The sequence below is a fragment of the Ruegeria sp. BC1 genome, from assembly GCF_056539305.1.
Genome location: NZ_JBQFUT010000009.1, coordinates 13,974 through 27,762, shown reverse-complemented (window position 1 = coordinate 27,762; position 13,789 = coordinate 13,974). Strand labels below are relative to the sequence as shown.

Below are 13,789 nucleotides of genomic sequence, written 5' to 3'. Positions count from 1 at the left end.
GTAATCGCATGGGCGATATGATTGCATTTTGGGCGGGTGCTTTGCGTGCGCATTGGGGGCTGGAGGGTCAGCTGACGCGGCTGGATGGGGAATATGACCTGAACTTTCTGGTCCGGGCCACCAACGGTCAGGATTATGTGCTCAAGGTCATGCGCGCGGGCTGCGAGGTCGGGCTTGTTGATCTGCAGGTCAAGGCGCTGGAGCATATCGCGTCCGAGGCGCCGGGGCTGCCCTTTCCCAAGGTGTTTCCTGATCTGAACGGCGCGCTACTGGCAGAGATCCCGGATCAGCAGGGCGAGACCCGGCTGGCGTGGTTGCTCGAATGCCTGCCAGGGCAGTGCTACGCGAGAGTCGCGCCCAAATCCGAGGAATTGATCCTGAAGCTGGGCCGGGTGCTGGGCGCAACGGACCGGGCGCTGGAACGCTTTGCCCATGACGGGCTGCACCGTGCAGAGTTCAAGTGGGACCTGGTGCAGGCAGGCTGGATCGCGGATCGGCTGACCGCGATCGCCGATCCGGCCCGGCGGGCGCTGCTGTCCGGTATTTGTGAGGCGTATAAGGCGATCTCGGGCCAGCTGGCAGGGATGCCGAAGCAGGCGATCCACAATGACGCCAACGACTATAACATTCTGGTCGAGGGTGAGCTGGGGGAACGCCAGAGTGTTTCCGGCCTGATTGATTTGGGCGACATGTGCGCGGCGCCGCGCATCTGCGATCTGGCGATTGCCGGTGCCTACATCGTACTGGATCATCCAAAACCGGAACGCGCGCTGGCGGCATTGGTGCGCGGCTACCATGCGTCCAACCGGCTGCGGGCGGATGAGATCGATCTGATCTGGCCCCTGTTACGGATGCGGCTGGCGGTGTCCGTCGTCAATTCGACGCTTACGGCGGCTGAGAACCCGGATGATCCTTACGTCACGATCAGCCAGGCCCCCGCGTGGCGGTTGCTTGAGAACGCCACCCTCAATGGTGACCTAATGTCCGCCCGCCTGCGCGCGGCCTGCGGGCTGCCGGTCACCGATGGGGCGGAGCGAATTCACGCGTATCTTTCGGAGCATCGCGGCCAGTTCGCGCAGATGTTTGGGCAGGACCTGACCGATACGCCGATGGGCTCGCTGTCGGTCGAGAACTCGACCTGGCCGCAGAACCCGTTTCACATGCCACTGGATGAAGCCGCCCGTGTGGGTGAGGAATTCGGCGACGACCTCTGGCTGGGGTATTACAACGAACCGCGCCTGATCTATGCCGAGCCGGGGTTCCGCAAGGGGCCGTGGAAAGCGTCGGATCGGCGCACGGTGCATCTGGCGGTGGATATGTTTGCCCCGGCGGGCACGGTTCTGCACGCCCCCATGAGCGGCCGGGTCGAGACCGTGGAAAACCGCACAGCGCATCTGGATTATGGCGGCGTGGTGATCCTGCATCATGAGACACCCGAGGGCGATCCGTTCTATACGCTTTTTGGTCATCTGGACCCCGAGGTCTGCGACCGGCTGAGCCCCGGCGACCCGGTGGCGCAGGGGGCGGCTTTTGCCCGGCTTGGCGATGCGACGCAAAACGGCGGCTGGGCCCCGCATGTGCATTTCCAGCTGGCGCTGACCACGAACGGCATGCAGGCTGACTGGCCCGGCGTCGCCGACCCCGATGAGCTGGAGCTGTGGCACTCCGTCTGCCCCAACCCAGCGGCGCTGCTGAACCTGCCGGATGACAAGGTGTTCTACCGGCCGACCGACAAACAGGTGATCCAGCAAGGGCGGCACGCCCATTTTGGCGGCAATCTCAGCCTGACCTATGACGATCCTGTCATGCTGTTGCGCGGCTGGAAACACCACCTGTTCGACGAATGGGGCCGCCCCTATCTGGACGCCTACAACAACGTCCCGCATGTGGGCCATGCACACCCCCGCATTCAGGCGGTGGCCGCCGATCAGCTGAAACGGATGAACTCGAACACCCGCTATCTGCATCCGGCACAGACGGCGTTTGCGGATAAGATTCTGTCGAAACTGCCGGACCATCTCGAGGTTTGCTTCTTCGTCAATTCCGGCACCGAGGCCAATGAGCTGGCGTTGCGGCTGGCACGCGCGCATACCGGGGCCAAGGGGATCGTGACACCGGATCACGGCTATCACGGCAACACCAACGCCGCCGTTGCGATCTCGGCCTACAAGTTCAACAAGCCGGGCGGGGTCGGTCAGGCCGACTGGGTGGAACTGGTCGAGGTCGCCGACGACTATCGCGGTTCGTTCAAACGCGACGACGCGGATCGCGCCCAGAAGTATGCCGATCTCGTGGATCCTGCGATTGTCGCGCTGCAGGACAGGGGTCAGGGGCTGGCCGGATTTATCGCCGAGACCTTCCCTTCGGTCGGTGGTCAGATCATTCCACCCAAGGGCTATCTGCCTGCTGTCTATGAAAAAATCCGCGCGGCCGGCGGCGTGTGCATCGCAGATGAGGTGCAAACCGGCCTTGGTCGGTTGGGTGAGTACTACTTCGGATTTGAACACCAAGGCGCGCTGCCCGATATCGTCGTGATGGGCAAACCGATCGGCAACGGCCATCCGCTGGGTGTGCTGGTCACAACCAAAGAAATCGCCGAAAGCTTCGACAACGGGATCGAGTTCTTCTCGACCTTTGGCGGTTCGACCCTGTCCTGCCGGATCGGCAAAGAGGTTCTGGATATCGTCGACGACGAAGGCCTGCAGGACAACGCCCGCGCCATGGGCGACCGCCTGATGGACGGGCTGCGCCGGATCGAGGCCGACTTCGGCAGCGTAGGCGATGTCCGCGGCATGGGGCTGTTTCTGGGCGTCGAACTGATCAACCCGGATGGGTCCGAGGGCACCGAGATCTGCAGCTACGTCAAAAACCGCATGCGTGACCATCGAATCCTGATCGGCAGCGAGGGGCCAAGGGACAACATCCTCAAAATCCGCCCGCCCCTGACCATCGAGCCCGAGGACATCGACATGATCCTCTGGGCATTACGAGACGTACTGACAGAGGTCGGTGATTATGCTCCGGCCAAAACCTGCGATCACAAGCACACAGGATGCGGATGCTGTTGAAATGTGACCCCGGCTGAGTGTGCCGGGGTCTAATCCGCGCTGATTAGTGCAGCACGGACGAGGGGGTCTGATGTCCGGTGGACGGCAGCGGGATCGTCGCTGTCATGCGCCGTAGCGCCAACCCAAGTTCTTCTGACAACACGGCCAGCGCGGGCGCGAAATCCGGGCGCACAATTAGCGAAGCCATCATCATCGCATCTTCCCGCGCCCCTTCGGAGGCCGCCGCAATCATCTGGGCAAAGCAGTTTTCGTCCGCGCCAAGACAGGAACACCCCAATCCGTGACGGATCAGAGGGCGCCGACCGTGATTGGCGCAAAGTGAACACAACCGATCAAGCGTCAGCATTGTAGCGCTACCGATATCCGCGCCCAGTGCGATTTCGAAATCGCTTGCTGCGTCCGCCTGACCGTTCGCGCCCTCACTCCAGAGACGCAGATACATCACAGCACCTGCTTCCACCGGGCTCAGGTCAGACAGACGACCGACGGCCGCCCCGCCGCGAGAAGATGGTGCGTTCATTTCGTAAGGATCAGTTTACCCGCGCGGGTGATGCGCAGAGTGTAAAGCTGGTCGCCCAGCTCAATATGGGCAAGGTTGCCGCCATTGGTCAGATCTTCGGCCTTATGGGCTGGGAGCATGGACACCGCGTAGGACTGGCCGGGATTCGGATTCTGCATGTTCATCAGGACAACTCCAGAGGTTCTAGGGCGAAAGCCTTAATCTGTTCGCGTTTTCAATGATCTGGCTGACCCGCAGGTGGGTTGGCTGACAACTTGCGCTTTAATCTGATTAATTTAGTCAGGTATGTCAAGCCCCCTTCTGCCGACTTCTCAAAACCAGAGTAATTGCCTCCAAAATCCTCACACGGTACGAGTTGCGCAGGATATAAACCACAAGGGGCAGCCAATGAGCGCAACAATCATGTTTGATCTGGACGGAACACTGGTGGACAGCCTTCCGGACATTGCCGCAGCCGCGAATAGAATGCTGGAGGATGCCGGTATCGCACCTCTGCCGCAGGATCAGATCAAACAATTTGTTGGCAAGGGTCTGCCTAACCTAGTAACGTGTGTGATCGACCATTACGACCTGTCAATGGATCGACATAGCGATCTGACCCAGAAAACATTGGCCCATTACAACGCCGCCCCCACTGACAAAACGGTGGTCTATCCGGGTGTATCGGACGCGCTGAATCAATTGCGCGACATGGGCTGTGTACTGGGTATCTGTACAAATAAGCCCGAAGCCCCAGCGCGCCACGTGCTTGAGGCGCTGGGTCTGGCCCCTCATTTTGACGTCGTCCTTGGCGGAGACAGCCTAAACACCCGCAAGCCCGACCCCGCCCATCTTAAGGCCAGCTTTGCCGCTGTCACCTCAGTCGGCCCGCAGATATTTGTCGGAGACAGCGAAGTTGACGCAGAAACCGCGCAGCGTGCGCGCGTCCCGTTTCTTCTTTTCACGGAAGGTTACCGAAAATCGCCAATCGCCGATATTTCGCACACCGCCAGCTATAACCATTCCTCGGAATTGCCTATGCTGGTGACCGACGTCCTGACATCCCTTCAGGGCACCAGCTAAGTTCAAACGGGGGTGTTTGAAATGAATATCCGCAGGTGACTGAGGGGCCGGCCGAGGGGGTAAGTAGCCAGCCCCTCACAGGGGAAAAGTGGTATGGTCCGTAGTGACCCTTTCGATAACTCAAAGCTAGCGGAAGGCACGTAAACCCGAAATTGGGGGTTTCCCGTAGAGGCCCGGACACCCTTGAAATCACTGTTAATTTTTTTGCTGTTTTTGGTCATCCAGTATCTCCGCACCCTGCGATTGGCTTTTGGCGATGCGATCCAGGCTGGCAGGCACTGAAAAAACGAAAGGCGGGGGACATCCACCCCGCCTTTCGCCCCCCTTCAAATTATCTGCAGATACAGCAGATCCGGCGCGCCTCAGATCGCCAGATATTCTTCGCGCAACTGAGTATTTTCCAGCACTTCGTTTGCGGTGCCATCGAACACGATGCTTCCTGTATCAAGGATGATGGCTCGATCGGCCAGTTCCAGCGCCCGGACCGCGTTCTGCTCGACGATAATCGTGGTCATGCCCTGTTGCTTGACGTGGATCAGCGTTTTTTCGATCTCGTCCACAATGACCGGAGCCAAACCTTCATAAGGCTCATCCAGCAGCAGAACTTTGATATCCCGCGCCAGTGCCCTTGCAATCGACAGCATCTGCTGCTCCCCGCCAGATAGGGTGACGCCTTCCTGCTTGCGCCGCTCACCCAGTCGCGGAAACAGTTCGTACAGCCGCTCTAAGGACCAACCGATAGGTGGCGCGATTTGGGCGAGTTGCAGATTCTCTTCAACCGTCAGACCAGGAATGATCCGCCGATCTTCAGGCACCAGCCCCAGCCCGGCTGCTGCGGCCTCATAGCTGGTCATTTTGTGCAAAGGTTGATGGTCCAGCCAGATTTCCCCATGCCTTACTTCGGGATCGCTGACCCGCGCAATAGACCGCAGCGTCGAGGTCTTACCCGCCCCGTTGCGCCCCAGCAGCGCCAGGATTTCACCTTCGTGCACATTAAAGCTGACGCCCTGCACGATATAGCTTTCGCCGTAGTAGGAATGCATATCCCACACCGACAAAAAGGCAGGAGCGGTGCTGGCCCGGTTAGCGTTTTTTGAAAAGTCAGGTTTTTCGTTCATATCTTACCCTCACGCAGCCTCGCCCAGATAGGCCTCGCGGACCTTTGGGTTGCCGCGGATGTTTTCCGGAATGTCTTCGACCAGCGGCGTACCCTGCGCTAGAACGGTGATGCGTTCCGCCAGGCTGAAGACGACGTGCATGTCGTGTTCGATGATCGCAATGGTGATGTCGCGCTCGTCCTTGATCTGTTTCAGCAGGTCGATGGTGTTGTTGGTATCGGCCCGCGCCATACCCGCCGTGGGTTCATCCAGTAGCAACAGACGCGGATTCTGGCTGAGACACATTCCGATTTCCAAACGTCGCTTGTCGCCGCGTGACAACGAGGCCGCGTTCATCTCGCGCTTGTCGGCCATGTTCATCTCTTCCAGCATCGCTTCGGCCTGTTCCACAACCACCTTTTCGTTAGCGATAGTCTCATAGGCATGCATGCGGAAGGCCCCGTCGCGCATTGCAAAGATCGGGATCAGCATGTTTTCCATCACCGTCAGCTCACCGAAAATCTCGGGTGTCTGAAACACGCGGCTGATGCCCATCTGGTTGATCTGGTACGGCTCCAGCCCCAGAACCGAGTTGTTGTCGAACAGCACAGACCCGGTGTCTGGCATCAGCTTGCCCACCAAACAGTTCAGAAGCGTCGACTTACCTGCACCGTTGGGGCCGATAATCGCGTGAACCGAGTTTTCTTCGACATTAAGGTTAACATCCGTCAGCGCCTTGAGGCCACCAAAGCGTTTGCTGACATCTTTGACTCGTAGAATTGCCATGGTTGCCCCCTATTCCGCCGGCTCAGTTTTGCCCGACGGCGCGTCGTCGGATTTTGTTTTCTTGCGCTTGAGCCAGTTCAGCAGTCGCTGCCCGCCTTCAACCAAACCGCCCGGCAGGTAGATCACCACCAGCATGAACAGGATACCCAGTGTCAGGTGCCAGCCCTTGCCAATGAACGGGTGGATCAAGAACACCACCGCGTCCTCCATCCCGTCCGGCAGGAAACTGAACCAGCTGTGCAGGACGTTGTCGTTGATTTTCGAGAAGATGTTCTCGAAATACTTGATGAAGCCTGCACCCAGAACCGGACCGATCAACGTGCCGGTGCCGCCCAGAATGGTCATCAGAACAACCTCACCCGAGGCGGTCCACTGCATCCTTTCGGCCCCGGCCAGAGGGTCCATCGCTGCCATCAGGCCACCGGCCAAGCCAGCATACATGCCCGAGATCACAAAGGCCGCCAGAGTATAAGGTTTGGAATTCAGACCCGTGTAGTTCATCCGCTGCTGGTTCGATTTTACCGCACGCAGCATCACGCCAAAGGGCGAGCGGAAGATGCGGATCGACAGATAGAACACGATCATCAGGATCACTGCACACATATAGTAACCGGCGTTAAAGTCGAAACTCCAAGCGCCCACATCCATCGTATAGGTCGCCCGCATCGGCAGGCCGAACAGGTGCGGTAGGTCGGGTGCGTTTGCGCCCTGCAATATCTGTGGATCGTCTGCGTAAACCTGTAGCCCGGTCTCCCCGTTGGTCAGGTTGAACTTGGGGTTCGACAGCACCGAATAGGCCAGCGCAAAGCTCATTTGTGCAAAGGCCAGCGTCAGGATTGAGAAGTAAATCCCAGACCGGCGCAGGCTGACAAAACCGATCAGCAAAGAAAACAGCCCGGCGACCACAACGCTCAGCGCGATGGCCGGGATGACGTTATAGCTGAGCAGCTTGAACATCCACACCGCCGAATAAGACCCCACGCCCAGAAACGCCGCGTGGCCAAAGGACAGGTATCCGGTCAGGCCGAACAGGATGTTGAATCCGATAGCGAAGATTCCGAAGATCACGAAGCGTTGCATCAGATCCGGGTAGCCCGCATTGAACTGCGCCATGGCGCTGCCCTCGGGGAACGGGTTCAGGATGAAGGGTGCCAGCAGGGTCAGGATCGCAACGATGATCAGCAGGCTGGAGTCTTTTTTGTTCAGTCCCAACATTGATTATTCCTCCATCACGCCTTTGCGCCCCATCAGCCCGCGCGGCCGTGTCAGCAGCACGATGATGGCGACAAGGTAGATGATGATCTGATTGATGCCCGGTATCGTAGTGGTCGCCCAGGTGGTCGAGGCGAAACTTTCCAGAATGCCCAGCAGGAACCCAGCGAGCACAGCACCGGGCAAAGAGCCCATGCCGCCCACAACAACCACGACAAAGCTGAGAACCAGAAAGTCCATGCCCATATGGTAATTCGGCGGGTTAAGCGGCCCGTACATCACTCCGGCCAGACCGGCCACGGCGGCAGCTATGCCGAACATGATGGTAAAGCGGCGGTCGATGTTGATGCCCAGCAGACCCACGGTTTCCCTGTCCGCCATCCCGGCCCGAACGACCATCCCAAAGGTGGTGAATTGCAAGAACGAGAATACCGCACCGATAATGCCTACCGCAAAGCCGAAATAAACCAGACGCCAGATCGGATAGATGATCGCGTTGGGATCGAATCCGACCATTGTGCCCAGATCGACCGACCCGCTCAACGCGTCAGGCGGCGGGGTCTGGATCGGGTTCGCACCAAAGAAGTATTTGACGATCTCTTGCAACACGATGGCAAGGCCGAACGTGACAAGGATCTGATCGGCGTGGGGCCTTTTGTAGAAATGCTTGATCAGCCCACGCTCCATCACATAGCCAACCAGAAGCATGATCGGGATCGCAAACAGGATGGCTAGCGGAACAGACCAGTCGATGATCGTCGCACCAACCTCGGGGCCAAACCAGGCCTCTACATAGGGCGTTTCGACCTTCAGCGGATTGCCCAGAAAATCGGTCTGGGTTTCGTCGATCGTCTCAAAGCTCAGGTTCAGCAGCTTTTGCAAAGTCACGGCGCAGAATGCCCCGATCATGAACAAGGCCCCGTGGGCAAAGTTCACGACCCCGAGCGTGCCGAAGATCAGCGTCAGCCCCAGCGCGATCAGCGCATAGGCAGACCCCTTGTCCAGACCGTTGAGAATTTGCAGTAGGAAGGCGTCCATTGGCCCCACCTCAAGGTTTAGTCAGCGTTTTATTGAGTGGTCGGGACCGGACCCGCAGGCCCGGCCACGAGGGGTCTGGCCGCCGGTTTCGGCGGTCAGACTTCAGCCAAAGGCCTTAAGCGCCCGGATTGCACTTGCCGAGCTCGCCACCGGCGAACATTGGGTGCTCCGGATCGTACTCGACCTGTGCACGCGGCGTAATCTCGACGATTTCCAGCGTGTCATACTCGTTGGTCGGGTTTTCGTTGCCACGCACAACCAGCACATCCTTGAAGCACTGGTGATCGGCGCCGCGATACCAGGTCGGACCGTTGCCCAGACCGTCAAACTCGAAGTCCTCCAGGGCCTCGACAACACCGCAGGGGTTGAAAGTACCCGCACGCTCAACGGCGTCTGCATAGAGCAGTGTCTGCGCATAGCAGGTTTGGGCCGAGTTCGACGGCGGCTTGCCGTATTTCTCACCAAAGGATTTCACGAAGGCCTTGGTGCCCTCATCCTGCAGCTGCCAGTTCCAGTTCATCGACCCCAGAACGCCCTTGATGTTCTCGCCCGCACCAGCGGCCATCAGCTCGGAATAGAGCGGCACGACAATCTTGAAGTCTTTGCCGTTGGCCACTTTGTCGAGCAAGCCGAACTGGATCGCGTTGGTCAGCGAGTTCACCATGTTGCCGCCGTAATGGTTCAGAACCAGAACATCAGCACCAGAGTTCAGAACCGGTGCGATATACGACGAGAAGTCCGTTGACGCGAGTGGTGTCTTGACCGTGTTGACCGTTTCCCATCCCAATGCTTCGGTCGAAGCGACGATCGACTCTTCCTGGGTCCAGCCCCAGTTGTAGTCGGCGGTCAGGTGATAGGCGCGGCGCTCGTTACCCATCTCAGCTGCAAGCACCGGCGCAAGGGCTGCACCCGACATATAGGCATTGAAGAAATGGCGGAAGCCGTTGGCCTTTTTATCTTTGCCTGTGGTGTCGTTGGCGTGGGTCAGACCCGCCATGAAAATTACGCCAGCCTCTTGGCACAGGCCTTGAACCGCAACGGCCACGCCCGAGGACGAACCGCCATTGATCATGATCGCGCCGTCTTTTTCGATCATCGACTTTGCCGATGCTCGCGCAGCGTCCGATTTGGTCTGGGTGTCGCCGGTGACGAACTCTACCTTCTTACCGAGGATGCCGTTCCCCTGCAGCGCCTTGGACGAGAAGGTGTTCAGGCATCCGCCATCGCCTTCGCCGTTCAGATGCTCGACCGCTAGCTGTTGCGCCAGCAGCTCATCGTTTCCTTCTTCGGCGTACGGTCCGGTTTGAGGCACGTTGAAGCCCAGAACAACCGAGGACCCAGTAGGTTCATTGGTGAACGCAGCAGCCGACGAAGCCGTAAAGATCGTAGGCAAGGCCAGGCCGGTGCCTGCGACGGCACCAGACTTCAGCACGCCGCGGCGTGTGACAGATTTCTTAGTCATTAATTCCTCCCATTTCCCTTTTATCCGTCCCTCTGGCTCCTCTTCCAGCGAACGAAAACGCAGTTATGCGTAAATTTGAGTATGGAGGGGGTACTGAAAAATCAGCAATAACCTATTCAAAAAGCGGCAATCTTATGTAAACAAATCAACATATTTTTCGAATTTTTGTAAACTTACTTCGAATACTATTTTACTAATCACTGAAAGCTTTAGCTTTTCTTGTAACGCATGTGTTCGGAAATAGCAGGCGAGTTTTAAGGTCACTGATCGCCTATTAAGCGTTCCAATCCAGAAACGACAAGTGGCTCATCCACCGGCCGTCATCTGGACAGTGGTCCTTTGTAAATCTTGCCCACCTGCAAGTTTCGATCTGAGACTGCGCTGAAGAATCTGTTCGCTCCGAGGAATGATGGATCAACCATAAACTCACACGTCCTGCAGGAGGCAGACCCCGCCCCCTGCAATCGCAGTGATCGGCGCTAATCCCGATTGCCTGAATTCAGGGCGCATCTATGGCACAGGGGACCTCATCGGGACTATCGCCCGGCAGCGCCCCCGTGATGGTGCGCAACATTGGACCCAGCACGGGATACCTGAACGTAAACCCGTGGTCCGCCAGGCGTTCGGGCACGACCCGTTGACCACCCAGCATTGTCTCGCGCCCCATATCGCCCAGCGCAGCAGTCAGCAGCCACTTGGGGAAACGCAAAACCGCAGGCCGGTTCAACGCTTGGGCCAAAGCTTGCGTGAACTCGGAATTGCGCACGGGGTTGGGGGCGGTTGCATTGACCGGGCCATTGATACCGGGTTGTGCGATCGCAAAGGCTATGACGCGCACCAGATCGTCGCGTTCAATCCACGACATCCATTGCTGGCCGCTGCCCAAAACACCACCGCCGCCAAACTCGAACGGGGTGAGTAGCTTGGCAAGCACTCCTCCCTGAATACCCAGGACCAAGCCAATCCGTAGCAAGATCACACGTACACCCTGCTGCGCGAGGCCAATTGTCGACTGCTCCCACGCTTCACAAACGTCATGAACAAAGGCAGGTTCAGGCCCATCCGCTTCGGTCAAACTGATGTCCCCGCGCAGGCCGCACCACCCAATGGCCGAGCCATTGATCAGGCATTCCGGCTTGTGATCCAATCGCTGCACCAAGGCTGCCAACGCCCTGGTCATATCCACGCGAGACCCGATGATTTTGCGCCGTCGTTTGGCCGTCCAAGGCCCTCCCGCCACAGGTTCGCCCGCGAGATTGACGAGTGCATCGAAGCGATCCGCGTTGTGTATCTGGTCAAGCGTGGAAATAACCCGCACCGGCTTGTACAGCGTGTCCGCTTTGCGAGGATCACGCGTCAGCACAGTCACAAAGTGCCCGGCGGAAACCAGCGCCTCAACCAACCGCTGTCCTATAAAACCGGTTCCTCCGGTAATCAGGACATGCTGACGAGGCTTCAACCCCGCGACCAGTTCGGCGGGATCACCGGGGATCAATCGATCACTGCGAGCCGCCGCCAACAGATCGCGGACACTGAACACACCAACACCGATTGCAGACAGCGTGGCCATCACGCTCCACCAACCATAACTGACCGCCACCATCGCCGAGGGCTGGAACGACCATAGCCTAAGGTATGGTGCTGCCAAAGCAAGGATCGCCCCGTAGTTCAAAGCCAGTAGCGTGTGAACGATGCGCTCAGTCCCCGGCAGCTTGCGGGTCAGGTCCTCTTCGACGAAATCCCACAGCGTGATGAATACCTCGATCAGCAGGACCGCGCCCAGCACCAGCGCGAAATCGCCATGTGGCTCGAACCAGGCAATACACAAGAAGATCACCGCGTACAGGGCGTTGCGTATTCCATGCAAACGCAACTCGGTCTTTTGCGACGGGCGCCAGGCCAGCCGTTCGGTACCCTCGTGATGAAACAGAGTATCGAAAGCACCCATGAAGACTTGCAGAGCAATCAGACTCCAGAGAATTGGGTTGTCCATGGGACCTCCTATTTATCTTGAAAAATCGCGTCTTGATGGACCAACTCGCCAAACAGGCGGCTGTGCAGCCGGAGCGAAAACAGAAACCGGTCACCGCCAAGATCCAGATGTGCAATGGTCAATTCACCCGGCTGCACCCACTGCGGCAGCCTGAGTTTCCGACGGCCAATTTGCAGAAAGTAGTGGTCGCTTTCGAAGTAGATCCCTTTGCGGTCGGCACGCACCCGCAGGGCCATACCGATGCCCGAACCGATATACTCCTCGATACCCGTGGGTCCTGCGAACCGTTTAGAGCTGTGGATGACCTGCGGAAAACCCGTTGTCCGCCCATATTGCCTGACCCAGAACTGGCCTTGACCCTTGCAATCCTCGGTCACTGCCACCACGGCCGGTTGATTGAGGCAGGCACGGTCAAATGGCAACGGCCCACCGACAAGCCTCGCCAACTGCGCGAGCAGCCATCCGACCGGGCTCAGACGCATCGCCACGACCTTGCCCTGATAAACAACGCTGGCTCCGCCAGTCAGTCGGTGACCAAAACGATGCCGGACTGCATGGGGCAGCGCCTTCCAGGACCTGGCGCCCAACAGATTGCGAAACCGTTCATCGATGGCTTGCTCAAAACGTTCAGGGGGTTTGGCGTGGATCATTTACATGCAACCTGTTATAACGGTTATTTCTGAAAGAACAGAAATTAAGTTGTAAAAAATTTTATTTGCTGCCGATCTTGAGCAGTGACAGCACTTTGTCTCCCATGGAGATCAACGTCGCGAGATTCGATTTCGGTACGTTCAGCATCTGACCGGACCAGCGGTCGGCCGTGGTCAGAAATTCCTGCATGTTTTGCATCCGGTTCAGAACCTCGGGGTTCATTTCAGGCTCCGACGCTGCCTGATCAACACAGATATCGATAGCGCGGATCGCCGGGTCGATTTCACGCTCCTTGCGGCCCTTGGCAATCAGCAGGGCCATTTCCCAAACGTCGGTTTCAGCTACAAAATGTTCCCGACGGTCCCCCGGCACCGGCACACGTTGAATCAACCGCCATCCGACCAGCTCTTTCAGAGAATTCGAAACATTAGATCGGGCAATTCCCAGCTCTGATGAAATCTGCTCGGCATTCAATGGTGCAGGGCTGAGATACAGCAAGGCGTGAATCTGTGCGACCGAGCGGTTCACCCCCCACTGGCCACCCATGTCCCCCCAGTACAGGATGAACTTGGATTTCGCCGTTGAGTCGGTAATATCTGATATTTCTGTCATAACAGAAACTTTAGACAAGAACTGTCAGAAGTCAAGGGACCAGCCGGCCATTGTGTCGATCACTCTGCTCAGAAACCAACGATGGCTGTTAAACCTACCAAGTTGACTTGGGTGCCTGTTTAACAGCGCGAGTGCTTTGCAAATTTGGCCGCAAATCGCCACCCAAAAAGAGCGCAAGGTTCCATAGTTCACATGCTAACATATTCAAAAAAGTGACAATGTATCAAATAGATACACAGTGTGTCTTAGCTGCCATAAGTCAAAATCTTCGTTAATTTTAGATTAACG

Annotated in this window: 12 protein-coding genes; 2 read left to right on the top strand and 10 right to left on the bottom strand. The window is 57.8% G+C overall.

Going from position 1 to position 13,789, the window contains the following annotated elements; genetic code table 11:
* Positions 1–8: 8 nt before the first annotated feature.
* A complete protein-coding gene (locus tag ACR0IY_RS17665) occupies positions 9–3,068 on the top strand; it encodes an aminotransferase class III-fold pyridoxal phosphate-dependent enzyme (RefSeq protein ID WP_480675617.1) in 3,060 nt (1,019 codons plus the stop codon).
* A 43-nt stretch (positions 3,069–3,111) separates the two neighbouring features.
* Here the strand turns inward: ACR0IY_RS17665 and ACR0IY_RS17660 are convergent, their stop codons facing one another.
* Together ACR0IY_RS17660 and hemP are read right to left on the bottom strand one after the other, a co-directional pair.
* Entirely contained in the window at positions 3,112–3,588 is a 477-nt protein-coding gene (locus ACR0IY_RS17660; RefSeq protein ID WP_480675615.1) for a hypothetical protein, read from the bottom strand.
* The gene (gene hemP, locus ACR0IY_RS17655; RefSeq protein ID WP_480675613.1) at positions 3,585–3,752 is read right to left on the bottom strand and encodes a hemin uptake protein HemP; all 168 of its coding nucleotides are present in this window, start codon (positions 3,750–3,752) and stop codon (positions 3,585–3,587) included. Before hemP ends, ACR0IY_RS17660 begins: the two co-directional genes overlap by 4 nt.
* Before the next feature lie 223 nt (positions 3,753–3,975).
* Between hemP and gph the strand changes: the two genes are divergently transcribed.
* Positions 3,976–4,650 carry a phosphoglycolate phosphatase gene (gene gph / locus ACR0IY_RS17650; protein WP_480675611.1) on the top strand — a complete coding sequence of 225 codons (675 nt, stop codon included), beginning with the start codon at positions 3,976–3,978 and terminating at the stop codon, positions 4,648–4,650.
* A 362-nt stretch (positions 4,651–5,012) separates the two neighbouring features.
* Here the strand turns inward: gph and ACR0IY_RS17645 are convergent, their stop codons facing one another.
* The 8 genes from ACR0IY_RS17645 to ACR0IY_RS17610 all read right to left on the bottom strand — a co-directional run bounded on the left by ACR0IY_RS17645 (position 5,013) and on the right by ACR0IY_RS17610 (position 13,501).
* Entirely contained in the window at positions 5,013–5,768 is a 756-nt protein-coding gene (locus ACR0IY_RS17645; protein WP_480675609.1) for an ABC transporter ATP-binding protein, read from the bottom strand.
* Between the two features lie 9 nt (positions 5,769–5,777).
* Positions 5,778–6,533: an ABC transporter ATP-binding protein gene (locus ACR0IY_RS17640; protein WP_480675607.1), complete on the bottom strand. Its 756-nt coding sequence runs from the start codon at positions 6,531–6,533 to the stop codon at positions 5,778–5,780.
* A 9-nt stretch (positions 6,534–6,542) separates the two neighbouring features.
* Entirely contained in the window at positions 6,543–7,748 is a 1,206-nt protein-coding gene (locus tag ACR0IY_RS17635; RefSeq protein WP_480675605.1) for a branched-chain amino acid ABC transporter permease, read from the bottom strand.
* 3 nt (positions 7,749–7,751) lie between these two features.
* Complete coding sequence (locus tag ACR0IY_RS17630; RefSeq protein WP_480675603.1) at positions 7,752–8,783, bottom strand: branched-chain amino acid ABC transporter permease; 1,032 nt, start codon at positions 8,781–8,783, stop codon at positions 7,752–7,754.
* A 115-nt stretch (positions 8,784–8,898) separates the two neighbouring features.
* Positions 8,899–10,245 (bottom strand): substrate-binding protein, encoded by a 1,347-nt coding sequence (locus ACR0IY_RS17625; RefSeq protein ID WP_480675601.1) that lies wholly within the window; start codon positions 10,243–10,245, stop codon positions 8,899–8,901.
* 499 nt (positions 10,246–10,744) lie between these two features.
* Positions 10,745–12,238 carry a TIGR01777 family oxidoreductase gene (locus ACR0IY_RS17620; RefSeq protein ID WP_480675598.1) on the bottom strand — a complete coding sequence of 498 codons (1,494 nt, stop codon included), beginning with the start codon at positions 12,236–12,238 and terminating at the stop codon, positions 10,745–10,747.
* Positions 12,239–12,246: 8 nt separating this feature from the next.
* Complete coding sequence (locus ACR0IY_RS17615) at positions 12,247–12,888, bottom strand: DUF4166 domain-containing protein (protein ID WP_480675596.1); 642 nt, start codon at positions 12,886–12,888, stop codon at positions 12,247–12,249.
* Positions 12,889–12,949: 61 nt separating this feature from the next.
* Positions 12,950–13,501 carry a GbsR/MarR family transcriptional regulator gene (locus ACR0IY_RS17610; protein WP_480675594.1) on the bottom strand — a complete coding sequence of 184 codons (552 nt, stop codon included), beginning with the start codon at positions 13,499–13,501 and terminating at the stop codon, positions 12,950–12,952.
* Positions 13,502–13,789: the final 288 nt, after the last annotated feature.

What these genes read in the sequence shown, in the direction of transcription:
- ACR0IY_RS17615 (WP_480675596.1), bottom strand. Translation starts at nt 12,888, where the DNA reads ATGATCCACGCCAAACCCCCTGAACGTTTTGAGCAAGCCATCGATGAA.
- ACR0IY_RS17630 (WP_480675603.1), bottom strand. Translation starts at nt 8,783, where the DNA reads ATGGACGCCTTCCTACTGCAAATTCTCAACGGTCTGGACAAGGGGTCT.
- ACR0IY_RS17640 (WP_480675607.1), bottom strand. Translation starts at nt 6,533, where the DNA reads ATGGCAATTCTACGAGTCAAAGATGTCAGCAAACGCTTTGGTGGCCTC.
- hemP (WP_480675613.1), bottom strand. Translation starts at nt 3,752, where the DNA reads ATGAACATGCAGAATCCGAATCCCGGCCAGTCCTACGCGGTGTCCATG.
- gph (WP_480675611.1), top strand. Translation starts at nt 3,976, where the DNA reads ATGAGCGCAACAATCATGTTTGATCTGGACGGAACACTGGTGGACAGC.
- ACR0IY_RS17610 (WP_480675594.1), bottom strand. Translation starts at nt 13,501, where the DNA reads ATGACAGAAATATCAGATATTACCGACTCAACGGCGAAATCCAAGTTC.
- ACR0IY_RS17645 (WP_480675609.1), bottom strand. Translation starts at nt 5,768, where the DNA reads ATGAACGAAAAACCTGACTTTTCAAAAAACGCTAACCGGGCCAGCACC.
- ACR0IY_RS17665 (WP_480675617.1), top strand. Translation starts at nt 9, where the DNA reads ATGGGCGATATGATTGCATTTTGGGCGGGTGCTTTGCGTGCGCATTGG.
- ACR0IY_RS17625 (WP_480675601.1), bottom strand. Translation starts at nt 10,245, where the DNA reads ATGACTAAGAAATCTGTCACACGCCGCGGCGTGCTGAAGTCTGGTGCC.
- ACR0IY_RS17635 (WP_480675605.1), bottom strand. Translation starts at nt 7,748, where the DNA reads ATGTTGGGACTGAACAAAAAAGACTCCAGCCTGCTGATCATCGTTGCG.
- ACR0IY_RS17620 (WP_480675598.1), bottom strand. Translation starts at nt 12,238, where the DNA reads ATGGACAACCCAATTCTCTGGAGTCTGATTGCTCTGCAAGTCTTCATG.
- ACR0IY_RS17660 (WP_480675615.1), bottom strand. Translation starts at nt 3,588, where the DNA reads ATGAACGCACCATCTTCTCGCGGCGGGGCGGCCGTCGGTCGTCTGTCT.